General features: G+C 56.5%; 22 protein-coding genes. 12 read left to right on the top strand and 10 right to left on the bottom strand.

Annotated elements, in window-relative coordinates:
* Positions 1 to 111 precede the first annotated feature (111 nt).
* From KP806_RS15375 to KP806_RS15400, 6 genes are all read left to right on the top strand, one after another.
* Positions 112 to 1308 carry an MGDG synthase family glycosyltransferase gene (locus KP806_RS15375; protein WP_224724593.1) on the top strand — a complete coding sequence of 399 codons (1197 nt, stop codon included), beginning with the start codon at positions 112 to 114 and terminating at the stop codon, positions 1306 to 1308.
* Positions 1298 to 2494, top strand: a complete 1197-nt coding sequence (locus tag KP806_RS15380) for an MFS transporter (RefSeq protein ID WP_224724594.1) — start codon at positions 1298 to 1300, stop codon at positions 2492 to 2494. The genes KP806_RS15375 and KP806_RS15380 overlap by 11 nt, the downstream gene beginning before the upstream one ends.
* 78 nt (positions 2495 to 2572) lie before the next feature.
* A complete protein-coding gene (locus KP806_RS15385; protein WP_224724595.1) occupies positions 2573 to 3181 on the top strand; it encodes a TVP38/TMEM64 family protein in 609 nt (202 codons plus the stop codon).
* A gap of 69 nt (positions 3182 to 3250) precedes the next feature.
* Positions 3251 to 3628, top strand: a complete 378-nt coding sequence (locus KP806_RS15390; RefSeq protein WP_224724596.1) for a hypothetical protein — start codon at positions 3251 to 3253, stop codon at positions 3626 to 3628.
* 476 nt (positions 3629 to 4104) lie between these two features.
* On the top strand, positions 4105 to 4248 hold the full coding sequence (locus KP806_RS15395) for a hypothetical protein (RefSeq protein WP_224724597.1): 144 nt from the start codon (positions 4105 to 4107) through the stop codon (positions 4246 to 4248).
* Positions 4249 to 4271: 23 nt separating this feature from the next.
* Positions 4272 to 4568, top strand: a complete 297-nt coding sequence (locus KP806_RS15400; protein WP_224724598.1) for a transposase — start codon at positions 4272 to 4274, stop codon at positions 4566 to 4568.
* Positions 4569 to 4759: 191 nt separating this feature from the next.
* Here KP806_RS15400 and KP806_RS15405 read toward each other — a convergent pair whose 3' ends face one another.
* From KP806_RS15405 to KP806_RS15420, 4 genes are all read right to left on the bottom strand, one after another.
* Positions 4760 to 5821: an FUSC family protein gene (locus KP806_RS15405; RefSeq protein ID WP_224724599.1), complete on the bottom strand. Its 1062-nt coding sequence runs from the start codon at positions 5819 to 5821 to the stop codon at positions 4760 to 4762.
* Positions 5818 to 7008, bottom strand: a complete 1191-nt coding sequence (locus KP806_RS15410; protein ID WP_224724600.1) for a DNA alkylation repair protein — start codon at positions 7006 to 7008, stop codon at positions 5818 to 5820. The genes KP806_RS15405 and KP806_RS15410 overlap by 4 nt, the downstream gene beginning before the upstream one ends.
* A 144-nt stretch (positions 7009 to 7152) precedes the next feature.
* Positions 7153 to 7920: a sporulation protein gene (locus KP806_RS15415; protein WP_224724601.1), complete on the bottom strand. Its 768-nt coding sequence runs from the start codon at positions 7918 to 7920 to the stop codon at positions 7153 to 7155.
* Between the two features lie 93 nt (positions 7921 to 8013).
* The gene (locus KP806_RS15420; RefSeq protein ID WP_224724602.1) at positions 8014 to 9759 is read right to left on the bottom strand and encodes an ATP-binding protein; all 1746 of its coding nucleotides are present in this window, start codon (positions 9757 to 9759) and stop codon (positions 8014 to 8016) included.
* A gap of 216 nt (positions 9760 to 9975) precedes the next feature.
* Here KP806_RS15420 and mscL point away from each other — a divergent pair, with 216 nt between their 5' ends.
* Positions 9976 to 10434, top strand: a complete 459-nt coding sequence (mscL, locus tag KP806_RS15425; protein WP_263575724.1) for a large-conductance mechanosensitive channel protein MscL — start codon at positions 9976 to 9978, stop codon at positions 10432 to 10434.
* A complete protein-coding gene (locus KP806_RS15430) occupies positions 10427 to 11068 on the top strand; it encodes an NUDIX hydrolase (RefSeq protein WP_224724603.1) in 642 nt (213 codons plus the stop codon). Before mscL ends, KP806_RS15430 begins: the two co-directional genes overlap by 8 nt.
* Positions 11069 to 11218: 150 nt before the next feature.
* Here KP806_RS15430 and KP806_RS15435 read toward each other — a convergent pair whose 3' ends face one another.
* Both KP806_RS15435 and KP806_RS15440 read right to left on the bottom strand, forming a co-directional pair.
* Positions 11219 to 11644 carry a hypothetical protein gene (locus KP806_RS15435; RefSeq protein WP_224724604.1) on the bottom strand — a complete coding sequence of 142 codons (426 nt, stop codon included), beginning with the start codon at positions 11642 to 11644 and terminating at the stop codon, positions 11219 to 11221.
* A gap of 128 nt (positions 11645 to 11772) precedes the next feature.
* Complete coding sequence (locus tag KP806_RS15440) at positions 11773 to 12522, bottom strand: polysaccharide deacetylase family protein (protein WP_318153645.1); 750 nt, start codon at positions 12520 to 12522, stop codon at positions 11773 to 11775.
* 236 nt (positions 12523 to 12758) lie between these two features.
* Here KP806_RS15440 and KP806_RS15445 point away from each other — a divergent pair, with 236 nt between their 5' ends.
* Positions 12759 to 13655 carry a manganese catalase family protein gene (locus KP806_RS15445; RefSeq protein WP_224724605.1) on the top strand — a complete coding sequence of 299 codons (897 nt, stop codon included), beginning with the start codon at positions 12759 to 12761 and terminating at the stop codon, positions 13653 to 13655.
* A gap of 113 nt (positions 13656 to 13768) precedes the next feature.
* A complete protein-coding gene (locus tag KP806_RS15450; protein WP_224724606.1) occupies positions 13769 to 14419 on the top strand; it encodes a TraX family protein in 651 nt (216 codons plus the stop codon).
* Here KP806_RS15450 and KP806_RS15455 read toward each other — a convergent pair.
* Positions 14312 to 15277, bottom strand: a complete 966-nt coding sequence (locus KP806_RS15455; protein ID WP_224724607.1) for a serine/threonine protein kinase — start codon at positions 15275 to 15277, stop codon at positions 14312 to 14314. The two genes, KP806_RS15450 and KP806_RS15455, sit on opposite strands and share 108 nt — an antisense overlap.
* Before the next feature lie 86 nt (positions 15278 to 15363).
* Here KP806_RS15455 and KP806_RS15460 point away from each other — a divergent pair, with 86 nt between their 5' ends.
* Positions 15364 to 15543: a hypothetical protein gene (locus KP806_RS15460; protein WP_224724608.1), complete on the top strand. Its 180-nt coding sequence runs from the start codon at positions 15364 to 15366 to the stop codon at positions 15541 to 15543.
* Between the two features lie 109 nt (positions 15544 to 15652).
* Positions 15653 to 15871 carry a hypothetical protein gene (locus KP806_RS15465; protein WP_224724609.1) on the top strand — a complete coding sequence of 73 codons (219 nt, stop codon included), beginning with the start codon at positions 15653 to 15655 and terminating at the stop codon, positions 15869 to 15871.
* A gap of 62 nt (positions 15872 to 15933) precedes the next feature.
* Here KP806_RS15465 and KP806_RS15470 read toward each other — a convergent pair whose 3' ends face one another.
* From KP806_RS15470 to KP806_RS15480, 3 genes are all read right to left on the bottom strand, one after another.
* Positions 15934 to 17262, bottom strand: a complete 1329-nt coding sequence (locus KP806_RS15470; protein ID WP_224724767.1) for a putative bifunctional diguanylate cyclase/phosphodiesterase — start codon at positions 17260 to 17262, stop codon at positions 15934 to 15936.
* A 280-nt stretch (positions 17263 to 17542) separates the two neighbouring features.
* A complete protein-coding gene (locus KP806_RS15475; protein ID WP_224724610.1) occupies positions 17543 to 18274 on the bottom strand; it encodes a response regulator transcription factor in 732 nt (243 codons plus the stop codon).
* A 103-nt stretch (positions 18275 to 18377) separates the two neighbouring features.
* Positions 18378 to 22235 (bottom strand): response regulator, encoded by a 3858-nt coding sequence (locus KP806_RS15480; protein WP_224724768.1) that lies wholly within the window; start codon positions 22233 to 22235, stop codon positions 18378 to 18380.
* Positions 22236 to 22563 lie beyond the last annotated feature (328 nt).

The raw sequence follows: 22563 nt of genomic DNA on the forward strand, positions 1-22563 counted from the left end.
ATGAATTGGAATGGATTACTTGTCCATTATACAAAAATTAAACAAACTAACCAAACGCCGTTCATTCCCGGATGACAAATCCCCGCTACACTGTCGGCAGGAGGTGCGCCTATGACACGTATAAATTCGAATCTGCAGCCGAAAATGCTAATATTGTACGCATCCTATGGAGAGGGGCATTTGCAGGTGGCGCGGGCGATCAAAAGCGCAATGGAAGCGCGCGGCAATCACCGGACGGTCATGGTTGACCTGATGGCAGAATCCCATCCCTGGCTGAACGAGGTGACCCGCCGTTTTTACATGAAGAGCTACACCCATATGCCGTCTCTGTACGGCTGGATGTACGACTTCACCAAACCGATGAAGCATGACTCGCTGTTCGGCGGGCTGCTCCATTCGTTCGGCCGCGACAAAATTAAACGCATTTTGGCCGCCGAGCAGCCCGACGTGGTCGTCCATACGTTCCCGTCCTTCGCCCTGCCCGGCCTGAAAAAACGAACGAACCTTCACCCCCCTTCCTACGCCGTCGTTACCGATTTCGATTTGCACCGGCGCTGGGTGCATCCCAGCATCGAGCGCTATTACGTCGCAACGGAGGATTTGAAGGCGGAGCTCGTGCAGCTCGGCATCCCGGGCGGCTCGGTGACGGTCAGCGGCATTCCGCTGAAGGCCGGCTTCCGTGCGGCCGCTCCGTCACCGGAGCTGTATGACCGGTTCGGGTTGCGGGCGGCTCGGCCGGTCGTGCTCATCATGGCGGGCGCGGAGGGCGTCATGCCCGATCTGGACCGCATATGCGAAGGGCTGCTGCAGGATTCACGCGTACAGATCGCACTTGTATGCGGTCGTAACGCCTCCCTCAAGGAAAGCATGGAGAAACGGTACGGAAGCAGGCCGGAACACCGGTCCCGGCTTCGGGTTTACGGATATGTCGAGCACATTCACGAGCTGATGGCCCTGTCATCCTGTCTGGTCACCAAGCCGGGAGGCGTGACTTTGTCCGAGGCGATCGCGGCCGGCTTGCCGCTGTTTACCTATCGTCCCGTGCCCGGACAGGAGAAGCAGAACGCTCTGTACCTTGCTTCCAAAGGTGCGGCTAGCGTTGCTTACGAGCCGGAAGAACTGACGGGGCAAATTTTGCAGCTTCTAGCTGAACCCGAGCTGCTGGAAGCCGGCAGGGCATGCGTAAGGCAGCTTCAAGCGGCCGGTTCTGCCGCAGACCGTCTGGTTTTGGATGTTTTATCCAATTATCGTATAATGGTAAAAGCTTCGAATATTGAACTGGATAAGGAGCTTGTCCGTGCATACTAATCAAAAAGCATGGTTCGGAGCGGAGATGCGACTCATCTCCGTTATTTTGTTCCTCGTGGAATTTGTAAGAGGCGCCGTACTGGTCAGCTTGCTGCCGATTTACGGCTCCAAAACGCTGGGACTCGCACCCGATGCGATCGGAGCCGCAATTTCGGCGCATTACATTACCGATACGCTGCTCAAAATGGCCATCGGCTATTTGCTCGACCGGTTCTCCTACCGTATCGTCGTGCAAGCCGGGCTTTTCATATCGCTTGCAGGCGTTTATCTGCTGCAATTCGCCGAGCTGCCGTGGATGTTCATTGGAGCGGCCGCGTTGTACGGCATCGGCATGTCGCCGATCTGGATCGTCTGCCTGACGAAGGTGTCCGAGCAGAAGCGGGCTACCCAAATGGGTCTGCTGTACACGATCTGGATGGTCGGGCTCGGCAGCGGCCCGATTGTTTGCAACATTTTGCTGGATTACAACGTTACGTTTACTTACAAGCTGCTTGTCACCCTGTCGGCTCTGGCCTGCTTGCTTACCTTCTTCATGAGCAGGGCAAGGGCCGTCACCCCGCTCCGCTTGCCGCTTCGCGAACAGGCAGCCATTCTGAAGGAACGGCTAAGCCGGATGAAGCTTCTGCTTCCGGGCATGATTTTGCAGACGATGGGCGCCAGCATGCTGGTCCCGATACTGCCGGGCTTCGCCGAACGCGAGCTGGGCATGACCGGAGCCCATTATTCCGTCCTGCTGACGGCAGGCGGCATTTGCGCCGCGGGAGGGCTGATTCCGATGGGGAAGCTGGCCGACAAGCTCGGTGGACGCAAATGGTTTCTCGTTGCCGGATTTCTGGCTTTTGCGGCCGGATTATACGTGCTGGCATGGGGGCTCGCGTTCTGGTATTGTGTACTTATAGTAGCCTTGCTTGGCCTATCCTATGCTGCCATCCAGCCGGCCTGGAACGCGCTGCTCGCCTCCTATGTGCCGCCGAAGCAGGAAGGGCTGGGCTGGGGCATTCTGTCGACCTTTGAGGGCGTAGGCGTCATGATCGGCCCCGTCGCAGGAGGCTTGATCGCATCATGGAGCAGCGAATCGGCCGTCTTCTGGATCAGCGCGGTGCTGTTCGGCTTGATCGGTTTTTATTATCTTTGGTTTCCCATCAAGGTGTTCGCCCCGGGCGAAGAGGCTATAAAACAAACGTAAACGGCTTCAGCCGCCCTCTGGCGGCCAAAGCTTCCAATCGCGTTCGCGATGAACTATTAAAAGAACGGAGCTTGACGCATGGACGACTGGCGCAATTGGCTGGAATATATCAAGCATATGGATCTCGATTCGATTCAATGGACGCTGGAGAGCTATTCGCAGTGGGGGCCGCTGCCCGGGATTTTGCTGCCGATGGTGGAATCCTTTATTCCTCTCCTGCCGTTAATTGTGATCATAGCAGCCAATGCGAATATTTACGGACTCGGGTTCGGATTTTTATTCTCGTGGATCGGCGTGACGGCGGGAGCCGTCTCTGTGTTCTGGCTAAGCCGCACGTTGGGCCGCAATTTCAAGGGCTGGCTCGAACGCAGATTTCCAAAAACGGAGCGGTTTTTCAATTGGGTGGAGAAAAAAGGGTTCACTCCCCTATTTCTGCTCGCCTGCTTCCCTTTTACGCCGTCGGTCGTCATTACCATTGTGTCGGGCCTTAGCAAGGTACCCTTCCACACCTTTTTGCTGGCAACGCTGCTCGGCAAATCCGTCATGATCTTCAGCATTTCGCTGATCAGCTTTGATATCGGCAATCTTGTCGACGAGCCATGGCGCATCTTCGTCACCGTTACGGCCGTGCTCGTCATGTGGTTCGGCGGCAAGCAGCTGGAGGCGCGTTATCAGGTGAACGGGTAAGGCAAGCGCTTACGACCGTCAAAAAGAGCTGCCCCGCAAGCAGCTATTCAAAGGAGGGGAGAGCCGCACATGAGATCCTTTGCATTCCGTCTAGATGATGCTTCGATGCTCGCGGCCCCCTTCGTGACCTGGTTCGATGTAGGGGCTACGGCCATCGTGCTTGCCGCCGCCGGCGTGCTGCTGGGAGGCATGTTCCTGTTCGTGCGCGCGGCGTCCGACGACTCCGGCAAATACAAAGAGCTCAAGGAAATCGTCGAAACGCTGTTTGCCACGCCGGCCCACCTGAGACCGGGCGACGATGCCGATCGCGGCGGCGCCGCGGGAGCTGCGGGAGCCGGATCGCCGGCCCGGTCTTCGGCACCCTTCTCAGAGCCCTGCCCGGCCTGCGGCGAGACGGTTACCGAACGCGACGCCGCCTGCCCCTCATGCGATTTGCGGCTGCTGTGAGTTTGATCACGGTTAATCTCCTTGGAGATTCAATCGGACCTTCACTCGGCTTCCTCCGTTCTCCCCGCTCTCCCTGCTCTCCTTGCTCTCCCCGCTCTCCCGTTCTAATGCACTTTTTGCAGCAAATATCTGACATGAACCTACGTAATGCTTCATCCACTGCAGTTATGCATCTGAAATTAGCTCTTACTAGTCAAAAACACGTTTTCTCCCCGAATCTAATGCACAAACTGCAGTGGATCCAACGACGGATTCCATTTCAAAGCGTTCTGCTGTATTCCCCCCACTTCGCCAATCGCCGTCTAAGTCCATCAGCATACCTGCAACCAAGGCGCTATTCCGCCGTAAACCATAGGCTATTTATGCCATCCATCCGCGCTCATACATTCCTTCCTTTCGTGGCAAACTGTTGAGGATCTTCTCGTGAAGACACTGGTAAGACAAGACGAATGACTTTGACTCAGGAGGGTGACCTTATGGCAGGCGAACATGCATCCGATCTGCAGAAAAAAGCAAGCAAAGCCCAATCTCGTGCGGATCGCCATCAGGCCAGCAAACAAGCGGCCAGCGAGCTGCAGTCAGAAGCCGACCGCGCAGCGGTTCCGAAACACGGATTATAAGCACAGGAAGGTTGGTTGACACCATGAGCAATCGAAATCATCATGAAATGAATCCGATATCCGGCGAGCCGGTCGAAGTAAAAGGCGTTTATAAAAACGAGTGGGGCAATGAGGAGAAGCTGGACCGCGGCGACGTATTTCCGGCCGATGTCGCGATGGGAACGACGGAATGGGAGCTGGTTGAGCTTGAGTTCAACAATCACCACAAAGGCCATACCGATCCGCGCCTGATCCCGCATGACGATGACGACAATCCGGAAGCGCATATGCAGCATCCCCGCCGCCACGAGGGCAGCAACAAAACGCGCGACAAGCAGTAAGCAAGCGATATTATACAACGACGGCAAGCCGGTACTCTTGGAAGAGCTCCGGCTTGCCGTTTTTTTACGATTAAGCGTAAACGACTGGCCCTACGCACAAACCGTTAGCTGCACCTATACGCAGCTCGTTTCTGTGCCGTCTTTGCGGCATAAGCTCGTTTCGCGATGATATATTGTTCCGGCCGAACGCCTTAAGCTTCCTCGGTCTCCGGCTCCCCGGAATCCCGCTTGGCAAGCTCCTCGCGCTGCTGCACCTGATCGAGCAGCTTCTCCAGACGGCGAAGATGGTAGGCATATTCGAATATGCCGGACGCGACGAACACCAGGCGTTTGTGCTCGTCCGGATCTTCCAGAATCGACGCGGTCAAGTCCTTGACGAGCCTGCTCTCGCGCTCCTCTTCCGGCTCGATGGCCGCATTCGGTTTTATTTTGCCCTCCGCCTTCAGCAAAATATGCTCGTGGTACTTCGTTAAAGCCTCAATTTGCCGGTCAAAACGGAGCGACCACTCCCCCGCGCTCGGCGAGGCAAAATAATGCTCCTCGACGGCGTCGAGCAGGTCGGCTCCTTTTTGCAGCGTCTTGATCATTTGCTTCGAGACGAGCAGCTGCCTCGCATGGCTTGTCTTCGTTCGGGCCAAAACCTTGCGCTCCTCCTCGAATACAAGATACCGCTCCTCCAGCTTGCGAAGGGTGCCGTGAAGCTTGTCCTTCTCCTCGTGGAAAATATGCTCCTTCATCTCGTTGGAAATCGCCGTCCTGAGCAGCAGCGAAAGCTGGGTGTAAGCCTGGTGTACTTGCCCCGTGAACTGCCTGCGCGGCCGCGGCGGGAAGACAAGCACGTTGACGGCAAAAGAAGCTCCGATTCCGGTCAGCACCATCAGCAGCCGTTCGACCGCCGCGTCCCAGCCCTGACCGTTCGCCTCCATAATCGCCACGACAGTCACCAGGGTCAGGCTGATCGTGCTTTCCATCTTGAGCCGGATGCAGATCAGAATCACCAGAACGCATACGAGTCCGACCGCAATCGGCGTATGGCCGAACAAACGAACGGCTGCAAGCGCCAGAACGGCGCCAAGCAAATTCGTCTGCACCTGATCCGCCACCCGCTGCCACGAGCGGTAAATCGAAGGCTGTATCGTAAAAATCGCAGCGACGGCCGCGATCAGCGGCGACGCGAAGCCGAACGCTCCGCTCATATAAATCGCAAGCGCCACGGCCATGCCGGTCTTGAGAACGCGGGCTCCGATCGTCATGACCGATCAGCCCCCGTCATTTGTACCGCCGCGCCTGCCGGTTCCTCGAAGCCCGCAGCCGCCCCCGCGGGAGTTTCCGTCACCTCAAGCATGGAGGAAGCGGCCTCCCTGCCGTTCACCCAAAGCGATAAGCGGTGCGGTCCTGCATAATGCTTGCGCGTCGTCAGATCGGCGAACCGGTGAACGCGTTCGCCTTCGAATACGGAGCCGCCCTCATATTCGCGGTCGGACAGCAAAAAGCGCTTAAGCGACGTTTTGCCGCCGGACTTCACGAAATCGACGCCGTATTCGATCCTCAGCTTGACCCGCTCGCCTTCCCGCAAACGAATACGGTAGCGAAGCTTCGCTTCTCCCCCGATCGGCACAGCCTCTGGAACAGCTTTGAGCTCAGCCGATGCCGCAAGCGACTGCTCGTCCCCCTCTTCGCCGGACGGTCCGGCGTACCCGAACAAAGCCATAATGCGCGGATCGTTTTTCTTGATTAACGTCCGGCAGCCGTGCCGGACGATCCAATCGGTGCGTTCGTCCTCGCCCCGCCACGAATAAGCCAGATCCGCGATCAGCCCCGGATGATCCTTGGCGATATCGTTCAGGTTGTTCGCGACGCTTTTGCGGACGTAGAGCGACGGATCCCGCTTCAGCTTCTCCAGAATCGGAAAAATCGGCGAAGGGTCCTTTTTGAACATCGGCAGCGCCTGCGCCCAAGGCAAACGCGGCCGCATCCCCTCGCTGGCCAGCCTTCTGACATGCTCGTTATCATGTCCCGCCCATTCCAGCATCTGTGCTGCCATTCGTTCCTGATCCTCCAGAATGAACGGCCTGACCGCGAACTCGGAGGTCGAGCGAACCGTAAACCGTGACAGCGCGGCCATCGAGAGCTCCCAATGCTCCGCCTGCCTTCCGTACACCTCCACAAAATCCGGGAAAAACAAATAAGGAAGCCCTGTGCATTTTTCGTCAATCCGGTATAAGATCCGAAGCGCCTCTTCGTAGCTGTCCGGCAGCTCCGCGCCCAGCGTCTCCGTTATCCTTCTCATTCGCGCCTTCAGCTCCAGTTGCTCCCAGTCGCCTGCTCTTACTCCCGCAGCAAAAGCCGCTTCATCAAAGGAGCTCCAGGCCGACTTCACCAAAGCCGCGAAGCTTTCTATAAAATGTCCGTCGTATATAGCCTTAAGCGGTTCAGCCAACGTCAGTCCCCTCCTCTTCTATCTAGGTATTATACCGAATTCGCGCACATAGAAACAGAAGGTCCCAAGGCCCTTCGAATTCCAGCCGCATCATGCATAAAAAAACCGGCCAAGCTTGAAGCCTTGGCCGGCTCGTTCTGACGCTTATGCGTATCTGGCGATAGTATCGGACAGCTGACGGGCAATAGCATTCGGTCCGCCTGCAAGCTCCGCGTTCGTAAAGCGTACCCGCACGAACGATTCATCCATATCCATCGCCTCGGCGAAAAAGCTGGACAGCCCGCGTGCGCGGCGGTCGATCTGCAGCACCAGCTCCAGCTCGTTGTCCGAAGGATAGAACATCACCTCGAGCTCGTCAAGCCGGCCGCGGAACTCGGTTGTCGGCACGAACTCCAGCTCCTGAATGAAAGGCATTCCCCGTCCGAGACGGGAGGAATATTCGCACTCCGCTTTGCGAAGGCGGAAGCCAAGCAGGTTAACGGCCTCCAGCACCGTATTGATCGGCGCGGTCGGCACAACCTCGATCCGGTCGTTATCGGTCGGGTCGACTCCGCCCTTGATGTCCAGCTCCGTCTTCACCCAGACCGGAGTGCGGCCGATCGTAAGCGGAGTTTGATGCGGCAGACGGAACGAGAACGGCACGTCCCGGTTTTCTCCCGGCTGCAGCGTGAACGGCGCGCTGACGTGGAACCGTCCCACCTGGCCGTGCTGTGTATATTTGTTATCGTTGCTTTCGCGTATATATTCGGTCATAACCGACAGCTGAATGGTCTCGATGCGCTGCTCCACGTTGCCGCCCTGGATTCTCACGATTCCCCGGACCTCTTCGCCGGGCGAATAGCGGGCCTTCTCCAGAAGCGTATCAATCTTTGCGGAGCCAATACCGATACTAGCCAAAAAACGATTAAACATCACAACGACCTCCACTTAACGTTAGAATAGAAACCCTCAATACAAAATCGGCCTTCTTGCATTAGCTTATTACGACTGCTGCCATTATAGGTTTCATTCTTGCTCCCCGGCATATGGAAGCCGGATGACAAAGGTCGTGCCGACCCCCATCTCGCTCTCCGCCGTAATTTGACCCTGGTGGTTATCGATAATTTTGTAGGTAACCATCAGTCCGAGACCCGTTCCCTTATCCTTCGTCGTGTAAAAAGGCTGACCGAGGCTGGCAAGCTGCTCCTTCGAAATACCCGAGCCCTCGTCCTTAATCCGGATTACGACCGTGCCGGCTTCCAGCTCCATACCGATGCTGACCGTGCCTCCGCCCGACATCGATTCGATCGCATTTTTAAGCACGTTAATGAACACCTGCTTCAGCTGATTTTCGACGCCCATCACCCACAGCGGACGGGAATCGGAACGAAAATCGAGCGTGACGCTGTGCAGGATCGCCTGCGTATCGAGCAAATTCACCGTGTCGGCCATAATCCGGCAAGCGTCCTTCCTCGAGAAATCGTACACCTGCGGCTTCGAGAGCATCAGCAGCTCGCTTACGATCGATTCGATGCGGATCAGCTCCGACTTCATGATCTCGTAGAAATGCTCGCTGCTCCCGCGCCCCGTGGACATCAGCTGCAGAAAGCCTTTCAGGGACGTCAGCGGATTGCGGATCTCGTGCGCGATTCCGGCAGCCAACTGGCCGGCCACATACAGCTTCTCCGAATTGATGAGCAGCTCCTCGTTTTTCTTCCGCTCGGAAATGTCACGGATAATGATCTGCTCGATCTGTTTCCCGGAGAACGTCGCACTCGCCCTTACGATCTCCGTATATAACGGCTTGCCCTGCAGCGTTTGCCACTGCAGCTCAATCGGTCCGGGCGTCATATCGTCCCCCGCCGGCTTTTCCATCAGCCAGTGCTGCATCTCTGCATGGTGCTTCTCGTCCAGCAGCTTGAACAGGCAGGTACCGAGGATCTCCCTCTCATGCTGCGCCCCGAACATGCGGAGTCCCGCGCGGTTCATAAACTCCCATTTCCCTTTGCCGACGAGAGCGATGGTGTCCATGGAATTTTCTACCAGCAGCTTGTACCGCTCATTGATTTGCCGGTACCGGCCCGCCGCGAAGTGGGTTGTCAGGCTGAAGCTGAGAATGATCAGCGTCGACACGCCCAGCAGAAAAGCAAACAGCAGCAAATAATTGTTTAACTGGTCGGCCGTAAATATATCCCGGTACTCAATGTCCAGCGCATGCATCCCGAGCTGATGCATCAGCATGCTGGAGAAGCCAAGCAGCAGGCAGCTCTTAAGCTTGAACCGGGAATACTTCCGTTCGATTACATAAAAGGCGGCATAAGCGCCTGCGAAGCTGACCATGAAAGAAAGGGCGTACAATGCCCAGTTCATATGAAGCATGGTAACCGAATCGTTCAGCATCGACATGTAATGAAGCAGCGTGGCGCCGACCGCGACCAGCATCGCCCCGCTGAAGAGACTGCCCGCGGCCGGGCCGCCTTTCGTCACGACGAGCAATGCCGCGTAGATGATAATACCGCTGCCGCCCAGTACAAGCAGCATGCTCCAATCCATCACAATGCGGTGGTCGGAGGCAAGCAGAGAAACGACATGCATCGTCCACAAGCCGAGCCCGAACACGGCGGCGCCGCCGACCAACCAGTTAAAGCCGTAAATCTTCCAGCCGGCTCCGGGCTGTTCGATCATATTCAGCATCGTATAGGAGGCGTAGCACATAATGATCAGCGACAAAACGAGATAGTAGGGGTTTCCGAACAGGATAGGGTGACTCATGGCACTCCTCAATCACGATTATTTTCAATGCATGTAGTCAAATTCGACAATTTCTCTTAAAATCCTTTATTCTTCTTTCATTTTTTGCAAATTTTTGTCAAAAAACAAGGCGTATTCCTCTCAGACGAAAGTTCGGCTATTATAGTAGGGTAGGCCCGATAGATTCAGGCCCGAGTAACCGCCGGCACAGCAGCCGGCGCGCAGGAGGAATCGTACTTGAAAATCGTTAAAGAATTTAAAGAATTCGCCACAAAAGGCAACGTCATCGACCTGGCGGTCGGGGTCATTATCGGCGGGGCTTTCGGCAAAATCGTCACTTCCCTGGTCAACGATATCATCATGCCCCCGATCGGCAGAATTCTAGGAGAAGTCAATTTCAAGCATTTGAAATTTTATCTGGTGAAAACGGAGACCATGACCCCAGATCAAATAGCCCAAGCACCGGCTATTGCCTACGGTTCATTCATTAATACACTGCTCGACTTCCTCATCGTCGCGTTCTGTATTTTCATGCTGGTAAAGGTCATTAACATCGTCCGCCGCAAGGAGAAGAAAGAAGAAGCGCCGGTCGAGGTGACCGAAAAGGATTGCCCGTACTGCTTGTCCAAGGTGCCGGTCAAGGCGACCCGCTGCAAGCACTGCACATCCCAGCTGGAGGCTGCCGCGCATGGCTGAGGAGCGGTTCGACATTTACGACGAACAGCTTAATCATCTCGGCACCGCGACGAGAGCGGAAACGCACGCGCGAGGCTACTGGCACCGGACGTTCCACTGCTGGCTGACCAGACGCGACGGTGACCGCCGCCTCGTACGGTTTCAGCTGCGCCAGGCCGGCAAGGATACGAATCCCGGCTGCTACGACATTACGGCCGCCGGACATCTGGCCGCCGGCGAAACGATGCGCGAGGCGGTCCGCGAGCTCGAGGAGGAGCTCGGCGTCAAAGCCGCGTTCGAGCAGCTGATCCCGCTCGGCCAAATCCGCGAGGATGCGAGCGGCATCGTGAACGGCAAGCCGTTCATCGACCGCGAGGTCAGCGACATCTTCGGGCTTGTCTGCGACCTGCCGCTGGAGGAGCTCCGGCTGCAGCCCGAGGAAGTGGCCGGCGTATACGAGGCGGACCTGGACGAGCTGATCGCCGTGTTCGAAGGCCTGCGGCCCGAAGCCGAGGCGGACGGCGTGGAGCTTTCCGCGGCGGACGGGACGTTAACGCCGGCGACAAGGCGGGTGCGGGCGTCGCAGTTCGTCCCACGCGACCCGTCCTACTATGCGGACTTCCTGCGGAAGCTGCGCGGCTGCACCCAAGTGTAAACGGCTGTCTCCGTCCTTTGACGGCAAAAGCTCTTTTCGCGATGAAATATATGACAGGTATAAAATGAAATTTATTCTTTCTTATATTTGCAAAAAAGCCGGCCGGGGAGCCCCCCTAGCCGGCTTTTCATTTGAAATAGCCCCGATCCGTTACCAGCCTCTGCGGTCGCACGGGTCGAATAATTTTCTGATACAAATATCGAAGGTAACCGTAACGTCGTTCCAGCGGCCAAACGAACAGCAGATTCTTACGCAATCCTTATCGCGCGTACTGAAGAAGCATACGACCTTGCAATTGCAGCCAAGCAGGCATTCAATTGCTTTTTCATTGCGGCAGCGAATGGCTTTAACGAGCGTTTCCGCATTGTCTTCGCATTTCAGCTTTTTAAAGAAATCACCCAGTACTTTACCGGCTTCCTGCACTCCCTCTACAGCAGGATCTTGTTTTTTGCCGCAGCTTCTGTTTCTGTCACCGCCAATATTGCCATTGCTTTTGCAGTTGGAGCACGAAATCCGGACACGCCGCGAAGCTTTGCGGGAGGTGCTGCGGATTTTTACTTTTTTATTTGCGGACATCTCATTCCCCCCTCTCTTATGAGCATAATCCATCGTATGCTAGATTAAGAGATTCGAATGGACGAGTAGTAACCGTCATCCGCTGAAAAAAAGGGAAAGAGAGGACGGGCAGGCAAATGCCTCGGGGATTACAACCCTATCGGCATTTGGGCGCCCGCCTTATCGTGCAGCAGCTCGGATACCGTGACGATCTGGAAGCCCTGCTTTTTAAGCCCCGGAAGGATCAGCTTCAGAGCCTCCACCGTCTGGCTGGAGCCGGGAATGTAATCGTGAAGCAGGACGATGTCGCCGTTACGCGTATTGTTCAGTACTTTCCGGACGATATGGCCGACTCCGGGGCTTCTCCAATCATTCGTGTCCTTATGCCAGGACCACAGCACGGTCGTATAACCGAGCTGCTTGGCGATCCGGATCGACTCCTCGCTGTAGAAACCGCCGGGCGGACGAAACAGCATCGGTTTTCTGCCCGTTAACTCCATTAACAACCGGTCGGTGCTTACAATTTCCTCTTGAATCGTCATCGATTTGATGGCGTCCTTGAAGTAAACGTGGTTAAACGTATGATTGGCGACCTCATGCCCTTCATCGATCTCCCGCTTTACCGTCTCCGGATATCGCTCCACTTTGTTGCCCAGCACGAAAAAAGTCGCCTTCGCACCATATTCCTTGAGCAGGTCCAGGATCGGATCGGTCGTCTCCGGGTACGGGCCGTCGTCGAAGGTTAAGGCGATTTTTTTGACCTCAAGGGGCACCTCCCAGACGATCTCCCCCCGCTTCTCATAGAACGCCCTATCCTTTCTGACGTAAGGCTCCTCGAAGCCTCCCAAAAATACCAGACACAGTACGATTGCTATTCCGCGCGTCATTGCCTTGACCAAGTTCTGTCATTCCCTTCCGTCATTCGCCCAACATGTTCAGGAAACGTTACTTATCATTTCCAGCCCAAGATGGGGATAGTATCCGCAAAAATATGGCGGATATACGGGACGCGCCGAATTGCCGCGAACGTGCGCCCGCCGGACCGGCGTCTTGCCCGGCTTTGCTTCCGGTCTATGGCCCGGCTCCGCGACATACAAATATAGGAAAGCTATGCAGGCAGAAAGAGGTGATTAACGTGTTTCAACGAATGAACCGGCTCCAGGTGGAACTGCCCCCGTCCCCCTATGCGGACGCGAATGCTGCGGCGGCCGTGCAGGAGCTGCTGGGCGGAAAATTCGGCGAAATGTCCACGCTTAATAATTATATGTACCAGTCGTTTAATTTTCGGGAAAGGAAGAAGTTGAAGCCGTTTTACGATCTCGTCTGCAGCATTACGGCAGAGGAATTCGGCCATGTGGAGCTCGTCTCCCATGCGATCAATATGGTGCTGACGGGCACGACGAGCCCTGGAGATCCGAATGCGGCCCCCCTCAAGGAAGGCAAGGATAAGCGCAACAGCCACTTTTTTATCTCGACCGCCCAGACGTCGATGCCGGGAGATTCGATGGGACGCGCCTGGACCGGAGACAATGTGTTCAGCAGCGGCAATCTGGTGCTCGACCTGCTGCACAACTTTTTCCTCGAATGCGGGGCGAGAACGCACAAGATGCGCGTCTACGAAATGACCGACCATCCGACGGCGCGGGCGATGATCGGGTATTTGCTCGTAAGGGGCGGGGTTCACGTGCTTGCTTACGCCAAGGCGCTCGAGATCGCGACGGGAGTCGACGTGAAGAGGATGATTCCGATCCCCGATCTGAGCAACGAGAGCTTCGAAGCCGCCCGCAAATTCGAAGCGATGGGGCTCGGCAACAAGCTTTACACCTTCAGCCCGAACGACTACAAGGATATCGTCCTGATCTGGAACGGCCAAAATCCGCTGACGGGCGCGAAGCTCGAGGTCATTCAAGGCGCTCCGCAGGGCGCTCCCATGCCTGATTTGAGCGAGGTGCCGGAGGAGTTCGCGCCGGGCATTTCGCAGGAGGATTTTATGGAAATCGCCAGGCGGCTCCAGAAGAACGCCGGACTGTAGCGCAGCTCCCCGAGTCCTCGGCAGTCGCACTCAAGCGGCCAGCGAGGCCTGCGCTTTCAGGTTCCCTTCAGTTTCTTGTGGTATAATTCCTTATACTTCAAGAGGGAACGGGGATGATCGTTATACAGTTTCTGGCTATGCTTACGATGCTGATCGACCATATCGGCCTCATCTGGTTCCCGGACAATCCGGCATGGAGGATCATCGGAAGACTGGCGATGCCTTTTTACGCTTATGCGGTCGTGCTCGGGTATTTCAGGACCGGCAATATCGGCCGCTATTTGAAAAGAATGGGCTTCATCGCTCTGCTCTCGCAGCTTCCCTACCAGATCGCCTTCCACCAGCTTGAAGTGAATACGGTAGGCTCTCTGTTTGTGTGCCTGCTGCTCCTCGTTCTCATGGACAAATGGAAGGAAAAACGTGCCGTCCAGGTCCTCTTGGCGGCAGGGGCCGCCCTGCTGGTAGAGCTCGTACCGTTCAGCTACGGAGCGTATATCGTGCTTCTGGTGCTTATTTACCGATATGCCGCGGTACAGTGGATGACTTTGTTTCACTTCTCGCTTAGCGTGGTAAGCTTAGCAGTAAAGGGCTTCGGCTGGATTTTGCAGCTGTTCAGCCTGTCGGCTACCTTCCTGATCGTCTATATGCCCGATTCTTTAAGGAAGCTCGACGGCATCCGGATTCCGCGTTTTATCTGGCGCAGCTTTTACCCGGCCCATCTGCTTCTGCTCGCCGCCCTTCGCGATTTGCCCGCCATCCAGTAGCCGATCCAGCTCGTTCCCGCACTCCGCGGCGGACGGCCAGCCCGGCTCTTCCTGCTGCAGCAGCCTGCGGATGAAGCGCGCAGCCTCCCGGGGCAGCGCAAGCTCCTCCTCCCAGCTTCGCTCTTCCTGGCCGGCGGCAGTCTCATAGCCCGCATACAGCATGAACAGCAGCAGATGGCCAAGACCGTACAGATCGCTGGACGGCTCGGGCAGCCTCATCCTCCGCTTCAGCTCGGAGCCGCTGTCCTCCGGGACGCCGTGCGGCGGCGATGCCGCAAGCGGTTTTTCCTTCAGCCCGATCAGCAGCTCCTCTGGAAGACGCTCGCCGATCCCGCAGGCAAGGCCGAAATCGATCAGGCTGACGCTCCCGTTATGCTCCAGCACGTTGGGGATGCGCACATCCCGGTGCACGAAGCCGGCCTCATGCACGTGAGCCAGCGGCTCCAGCAGCTGCCGGACGATCCCGAGCGCTTCGGCAAGCGTATAAGCATGGCCCTCGGCCATCGCTTTATGCTCTACGTTGGCCCCTTCGATCAGCTCCATCACCAGCGCCTCCTCGCGGCCCTGGCGGATATAGGCGTACCATTTCGGGATTTGAGGGTGATCCAGCCTTTGCAAAATATCGCTTTCCCGCTTCAGCAGCCGCCTGCCCAGCTCTTTCTTGCTCGGCATGCTCCGCTTGAGCAGCACGGCGGCCCCCGTGTCCAGCTCCGTGCAGGCATAGGCTTGCCCGTAGCTGCCCATGCCGAGGAAGCGGATGATGCAGTACCGTTCCATGTAAACGCTGCCTTCGCGGAGCGGGTAATCCCGCCACCGGTTCAGCGCTTCATTGCTTTTTTGCTTCAAAAAGCTCCACATTCCCTTGTCCCCCCGGCATTCGCGTAGAAACCTTGCCGCCTTGCGTTTCGTATAATTAGCAATATATTAATAAGGAGGCTGACATTATGCTTAAGCATTTGTTAAACCGGCTGCTTCATTCCGTTATGGGAAGAAAGAATCACGGCTATCACCATTATAGCAGCAGCAATTACAAAAAAGGGTACAATCACCCAATCAACCGCCCTCCCTACTCCTCTAAAGGTCACGGCTATTACAAGAAAAAGTACAGCAGCTACTCCAGCTGAGTTTGTTAGGAAATTGTAAGCAAAGCAAACAATCTCCTGACGAGTGTTTCATAAGGGGCTAAAAGGTTTACGTTAGAATGGGAGATATCGATCGGAGGTGTTACCGAACATGATGAAAATCGTTACCTTCAAACGTCGTTCCGTCCCTGTCTACTACCCTAACGAACAATCCGCAGCCGTAGAAATGCTTTCACATAAATTGTACGAACTGGAATTAGACTTTGATTTCCGCAAGAAGTGGAAAAGGATCAAATCGGTTGAAATGGTTCGTGACGTAGCCATTTTTCAATATAATGACGGTACGAAACTTTACCTTGAAGTATGCTGATCCGCCTAAGCAAAAAGACCTGCTGGTACACCGCGCGAGTGTGCTCCATCAGGTCTTTTGCATTATAGAAGAAGGGCCGTCTTCCCGCTGACCGCCTTGCTGTGCTTCCGCAGCTCCGAGCGGCGGAGCATCGGCAGGTCGAGCACGTCCGGCTCCATCGGCTTGCCCAGCAGGTAACCCTGCACATAGCCGCAGCCCCATTCGTTCAGCAGGTTATACTGCTCCTCAAATTCCACACCCTCGGCAATAACCTCCAGCCCCAGCTTATGAACGAGCGAGATGACGCCCTCCACAATGATTCTTTCGGCGCTTTCCACGTCGATTTTTCGGATGAAGGACTTATCCAGCTTGAGGCATTGGATCGGCAGCTGCTTCAAATTGGCGAGCGAGGAGTAACCGATCCCGTAATCGTCGAGCGAAATGCGCACGCCCGCTGCGCGGAGCCAGCTTAGCGTGGACATCGCGGTATCCGAGGCGTACAACGCCGTATTCTCCGTAATTTCCAGCTCCAGCGAGGAGCAGGAGAGGCCGAACTCTTTCAAGACATGCAGTACGGTCCGCGGAAACGACGGGTCCTGCAGCTGAACCGGCGAAATGTTAATCGACATAATCAGGCTTCCGTTCCCCTGCTTGCCCATTCCCGAGAGCATGCGGCAGGCTTCGCGCAGCACCCATTCGCCGATTGGAATGATCAAGCCGTTCTGTTCGGCGATCCGGATGAACTCCGCCGGCGAGATGACGCCCAGCTCGGGGTGATGCCAGCGGATGAGCGCTTCGAAGCCTCTGAGCCGGCCGTCCTTCACCCGGTAGATCGGCTGATAGCTGAGATGAAACTGACGAAGGCACAAGGCCGGCCGCAGCGCAGCCTCGACGTCTATGCGGCGTTTGATCAGCAGCGTATCCTCCATCGCGTAGAAACGCGCCCGGTTCCCGCCGAGCTCCTTGGATTGGTAGAGCGCCGATTCCGCGCGGCAGATCAGCTGCTCGCCGGTACGGCCGTCCCGCGGGAAGATCGTTGCGCCGATGCTGGAGGTCAGGTACAGCTCGGCGCCATCCACCTCGATCGGACGTTCGATCGCATTTTTAACCGCTTCGACCGCCTGCAGGCTGTGGCTTTCTCCCGGCTCGACCGTCATACCGACCAGAAACGTATTGCCGCCGATTCTGCAAATCAGCGTGTTCGCCGCCCGGGCCTCCGACAGTCTTTTCCCCGTCATTTGCAGCACATAATCGCCGAAATCCGTTCCTCTCGATTCGTTCACGCGATAGAACCCGTCCAAATCGACTAAAGCCACAACCATCCAATTACCCGACGCATGCACGGCGCCGGCGGCCGCTTCCAGCTGCGCGAAAGCCTCCATGCGGTCAGGCAGCCCGGTTAATGCATCCATACTCAATCGTTCACCGTCCCCACGCAGTACTCATAAAGCTCATTTGGGCACATAGATATTAGAAAACATTCAGGGCCCGGATTAGAAGTTTGCAAGCGTAAACGGCTGGCGCTACGCACGAACCGTTAGCTGCATCTTTGCGCAGCTCGGTTCTGTGCCGTCCTTTGGCGGTAACAGCTCGCCATCGCGATGAAATATAAGTCATGTATAAGCTCAAATTTATACATTCTTATATTTTTAGAAAAAAAACGAGCCGTTCCGAATATCCGGAACGCCCCGATCAACCTTGGCTCCTGCTCGATTGCTGAGCGGTATACTTATAGCCGAACCCCCAAACGGTGCGGATCAGCCTCGGCTCCTTCGGATTTTTCTCTATCTTCTTGCGGAGATTAACGATATGCACGTCGATGGCGCGGTCCGTGACGAAGGAATCGAAGCCGCGTATCGCATTGATCAGCTCTTCCCTGCTGAATACCTTGCCCGGGTGAGCCAAAAACAGCTTCATAAGCTCGTATTCCGAGAAGGTCGTTTCGACCAGCCGCCCGCGGACCAGCAGCAGCCGGCGCTCGAAATCAAGCTGGATCGGCTCGCGTTCGTCCGGCACCTCGGCTGCCGCGGCCTGCTGCTGTCCGAACTCGGAATGCATCATCGTGCTCGAGCGGCGGATTAACGCCTCCACCCGCGCTGTCAGCTCATGCATGCTGAAGGGCTTGCACATATAATCATCCGCTCCCGCCTTCAGAGCCTGCACCCTCTCGGATACCTCGCTCTTCATCGACAGGATCATGATGGGAACGTTGGAGCGCCGCCTGATTTGCGCGCATACCTCCATGCCGTCCAAATCGGGCAAAATCAAATCAAGCAGCACCAGATCCGGCGCAAACTCGGCGATCTGCCTCAATCCGTCTTCCGCACGGTAGGCCTGCATAACCGAATAGCCCTCTTCCGATAAATACATTGACAGCATATCACTCATCATGACGTCATCTTCGATAACTAAAACCTTGTACATCGTCGTCACCCTTTTGGAGGTTTGATGATTTCTGTCGAATAGTATGTGTAACTCTACTATACAATACCTACTATTAAAGGGACAACAACTTGTTAGAAGATTGTTAGGAGAATTTGTCGAATAATGCCTGTGCTTCCTTAAGTCCGCCAAGAAGCCGCACGAGGGCTTTCTCGACTTCGCCCGCGGCCCAATGCTGCTGCTCCCCGTTCTGAGGAGCATCCTTCAGTACCCGCTCCAACTCGCACACCGCATCCAGCAATTCATAAGCAGACAGATAGCCGGCCGCTCCTTTCAGCGTATGGACCATCCGTTTTGCGACCGTCTGATCGGGCTGACCGAGATGCGGGCGAAGCTGCTCTGCGAACGTCTCGTAATCGAGCACGAACTGCTCCATCATATGGAGAAGAATCGGCTTTTTGCCGTTCACCCTCGACAGCGCGCTCTCCATATCCATCCCCGCTATCGCCGGATAAGCCCCGGCTGTCTCGGCTGCCGCGGCCGCCTGACCGGCAGCCGAAGCGTGCTCCTGTCCCAGCTCGCTCCTTGTCAGCAGCTTGCTGCCCTGCTTCAACCAATACGAAATGACCTTGTGCAGCCGGTCGGAGGCGATCGGCTTGGTCACGACATCGTTCATGCCAAGCCTCAAATACCTTTCGTGATCGCCCCGGACCACGTTGGCCGTTACCGCGATGATCGGGATATCATCGTATTTTCGCTGGCTGCGGATGATGCGCACCGCCTCGGAGCCGTCCATGACCGGCATGTGAATATCCATCAGGATGAGATCCCACTGCTCCTGCTCAAGCCGCTCCAGCACCTCGCTGCCGTTCTCCGCCAGCCCGATGACGTAGCCCTGCTCCTTCAAGATTTCGATCGCGACCAGCTGATTGATCTTATTGTCTTCGGCGAGCAAAATCCGGCTGCTTGCCGCCGGCCCGAGCGCAGGCGCGGCGGGAGCCGCCGATTCCGGCTCGCCGTCATTCCACGATTTCCGGTCGAGCGCGCTTTCAACGGCACGGAGCATGGCCGAGCGCATCACCGGCTTAATGAGCAGCGTTAACGGTCGCTGCTCCTCCGGAAGCTGCAGCATCTCGTCACGCCCGTAGGAGGTCGTCATCGCGATTGTCCTGACGCCGGCCGACTCCGCGGCCTGATGGAATTCCAGCCACGTCTCCGCGCCGTACATATCCGGCATTTCCATGTCCAGAATGATCAGCTCAGGCAGCGCGCCGGCGCCGATTCTGGCAAGACGCTCCCTTGCCTTCTTCCAGGACTGGAAGGTGACCGGCGTTAAGCCGAAGTCTTCGATCATGCGGCTCCAATGCGACTGCATCGCCGCATCGTCCTCGACGATCCAGATCGGCTGCTCGCGCATATCGCTGCGCACCTCGCGCTTCTGTTCGCTGTATTTGTGCGTTACGGCAAACGGCAGCGTGAAGTAGAAGACGCTGCCTACGCGGGCCTCGCTTATCACCTCCAGCTTGCCGCCCATCAGCTCGACCAGCGTTTTGGAGATGACCAGACCGAGACCCGTGCCGCCGAATTTCCGGGTCGTCGACCCGTCCGCCTGCGTGAACGGCTTGAACAGCTTATCGACCTGCTCTTCGCTCATCCCGATTCCGGTATCCGCTACCCGGAACAGGATGTTCACCGAGTTTTCGGTTTCCTCCTCCAGCTGCAGCTGCAGCTTGACCCGTCCGCGGTTCGTAAATTTGATGGCGTTCATGCAAAGGTTGAGCAGCACCTGCTCCAGCCGAAGCGCATCCCCGATCACCGTATGGGGCAAATGCTCCGGCGTATCGACGATGAATTCGAACTGCTCCTTGCCCCCCATGAACACGCTCAGCTGGTCGGTCAGCCTGTGCAGCACCTCGTCGGGCTGAAACGGAAGCCGCTCGATGTCGACCTTGCCCGCCTCGATTTTGGAGAAGTCCAGAATGTCGTTAATAATCCGCAGCAGCGTCTCCGAGGACGTGTTCATCTTGTCCATATAGTCCTTCTGCGAGGCGGACAGCCCGGTTTTGCGCATAAGCTGCACGAGTCCGATGATGCCGTTAAGCGGCGTTCGGATCTCGTGGCTCATCAGAGCGAGGAACCGGCTTTTCGCCTGATTGGCCTCCTCCGCCTCCAGCGTCGCTCGGACAAGCTCCTCCTGGACCATTTTCTGCTCGGTAATGTCGCGGGCGATGCAGGAGTAGAACAGCTCCCCCGTCTTCTCGTTCCGGTGCGCGACGACGACCATCGAGACGTTCAGCAGTTCCCCGTCGCTCTTCAGCAGCTGCGCGCTGCTCTCCCAGAAGCCGAGTAACTTGGCCATTCTGGCCCCCTTCACGAGCTCCGCAAACATTTGCGGCTGCACATGCCGCTCGACGCTGTACCCGCCGTCCGTTACGCCGCCGAGTCCCAGCATTTCCTTGCCGGCGCGGTTGATATAGACGACCTTCCCGTCCGAGTCGACCGAGGCGATCAGGTCTTTCGCCGACTCTACGATATCGAGCAGCCGGTTGCGGGCCTTCTCCACATGCTTCCGGTCCGAGATGTCGAGCACCATGCCGACGACGCCCGAGAAGCGGCCGTTGCGGTCGCGCAGCCCGTTCGAGCTGTGCAGGGTAGGAATGCGCGTGCCGTCCTTATGGATGAACGTCCACTCCCGCTCATAGGAAAAGCTCTCCCGCCTCAGCTCCTTGAACACCTCGATGCCGGGCGGAATATACCTTCTGAGCCGGATCGACAGCTTCTCCGCTTCCGCTTTGATTTCCTCCATATCCATGAACATCAGCGGGGTCGCCTTGCCGGCCAGCTCCTCGGTCGTATAGCCGAGCATGTCCTCCGCCGTCTTGTTCAAATAGCTGACTCTATAGCTGTCGTCAAGCACGATGAAGGCATACTGGTTCTGGTTGATAATCGCCTCCAGACGGTCGAACATCTCCTGCAGATGCTCCATCATTCCGTTGACCGAATGGGCGAGCTGCCCGATCTCGTCATGCGGCTCGACTTCCAGATGCTCCGCCTCGAACCGGCCGGCCGCCGCCTGCTCCGTCACTGCCAGAATGCGCACCAGCCGCTTGATGATTCTCTCAAAATACAGAAAAAAGAAAACGACGATAATCGCTTCCGAAACTGCTATCGTCGTAAATATCCGCCAGAAAAGCGGTGCCAGCTTTTCCTCTAGCTTCCCGGCCGGCACCTGCAGCGCGAACCGCCACGGAGTCCCGTCGACCTTCGTGTGAAAGACGGCATGCGGCTTGTCGTCGATCCTTGTTTCGATCACCCCGTCGTCAGAGGAAACGAGCTGCTTCGCGATCCGGTTAAGCTTCGAGCCCCGGTTAAACAATGACGTACCGGCTGCTCCCGGCCGGTCCGGGCAGAAGATAACGACGCCCTCGTCATTATACAGACACATAGCCGACTGCTCTTCGGGAAACGAAATTTGCGGCTTCAGCGTCGAGAGCAGAATGGACGCATAAACGGCCCCTTTCACCTCCGCCATGGCACCGTAAACGGGAATAACGATCAGGGACTGGACACCGTTTGCAAAATCAAACTCGTACGGATCCGTAATCGCCGTCTCGCCCTTCATCGCTTGCCCAAAAAACGGCTCGTCCCCCAAAAAGACGGGTTCGCCGTCGGTCCGGACCGCCCGGCCCTCTTCGTCGATATATCCTATTGAATGATAGGCGGAGTTGCTGCGGACAAGCTCCCTGTTGAAATAATGCAGCCGCTCCTTGTCGGTGCCGAACCGGACCAGCTCCGTGCGGCTGATGACCGTCACCTCGGCCTCACGGATCGCCATCCAGCTGGACAGATTGTTCGCCCGGCCGGACTGCTTGCTGGCCGTTTTCTCGATTTCCGATTGTATCATCCCCTGCTTGACGGCCGTATAATTCCCGATTCCGGCGATCAGCAGCGGGATAAAGGAAATGAGGACGATAAGAATCAAGCCTTTGGTTCGTAAGGACATTCTGTTCAAGCCGGTTTTCCCCTCCAACCCACGCTTTCGGCGCTTGTCGAACTTTGAAACTATTATACCTTCTGTGCAAGAGTTGGAGAAGTCAAGCGTAAACGGCTGACGCTGCGCACGAACCGTTAGCTGCAGCTTTGCGCAGCCCGGTTCTGTGCCTGCTTATGGTAAAAGCTCATTTCGCGACGAAATTGACCCCCACGGCCCAGTGCATAACATGCAGCAGATACCTGACATGAGGAGCGACTCTGTGCTTTCTGCTGCAGTTATGCAGTAGAATGCGCTCACGAGCAGCCACAAAAGGATGCCTTCCCGCCAATCTGCTGCA

Origin of the sequence: Paenibacillus vietnamensis, from assembly GCF_020169515.1 — a bacterium.
Classification (GTDB): domain Bacteria; phylum Bacillota; class Bacilli; order Paenibacillales; family Paenibacillaceae; genus Pristimantibacillus; species Pristimantibacillus vietnamensis.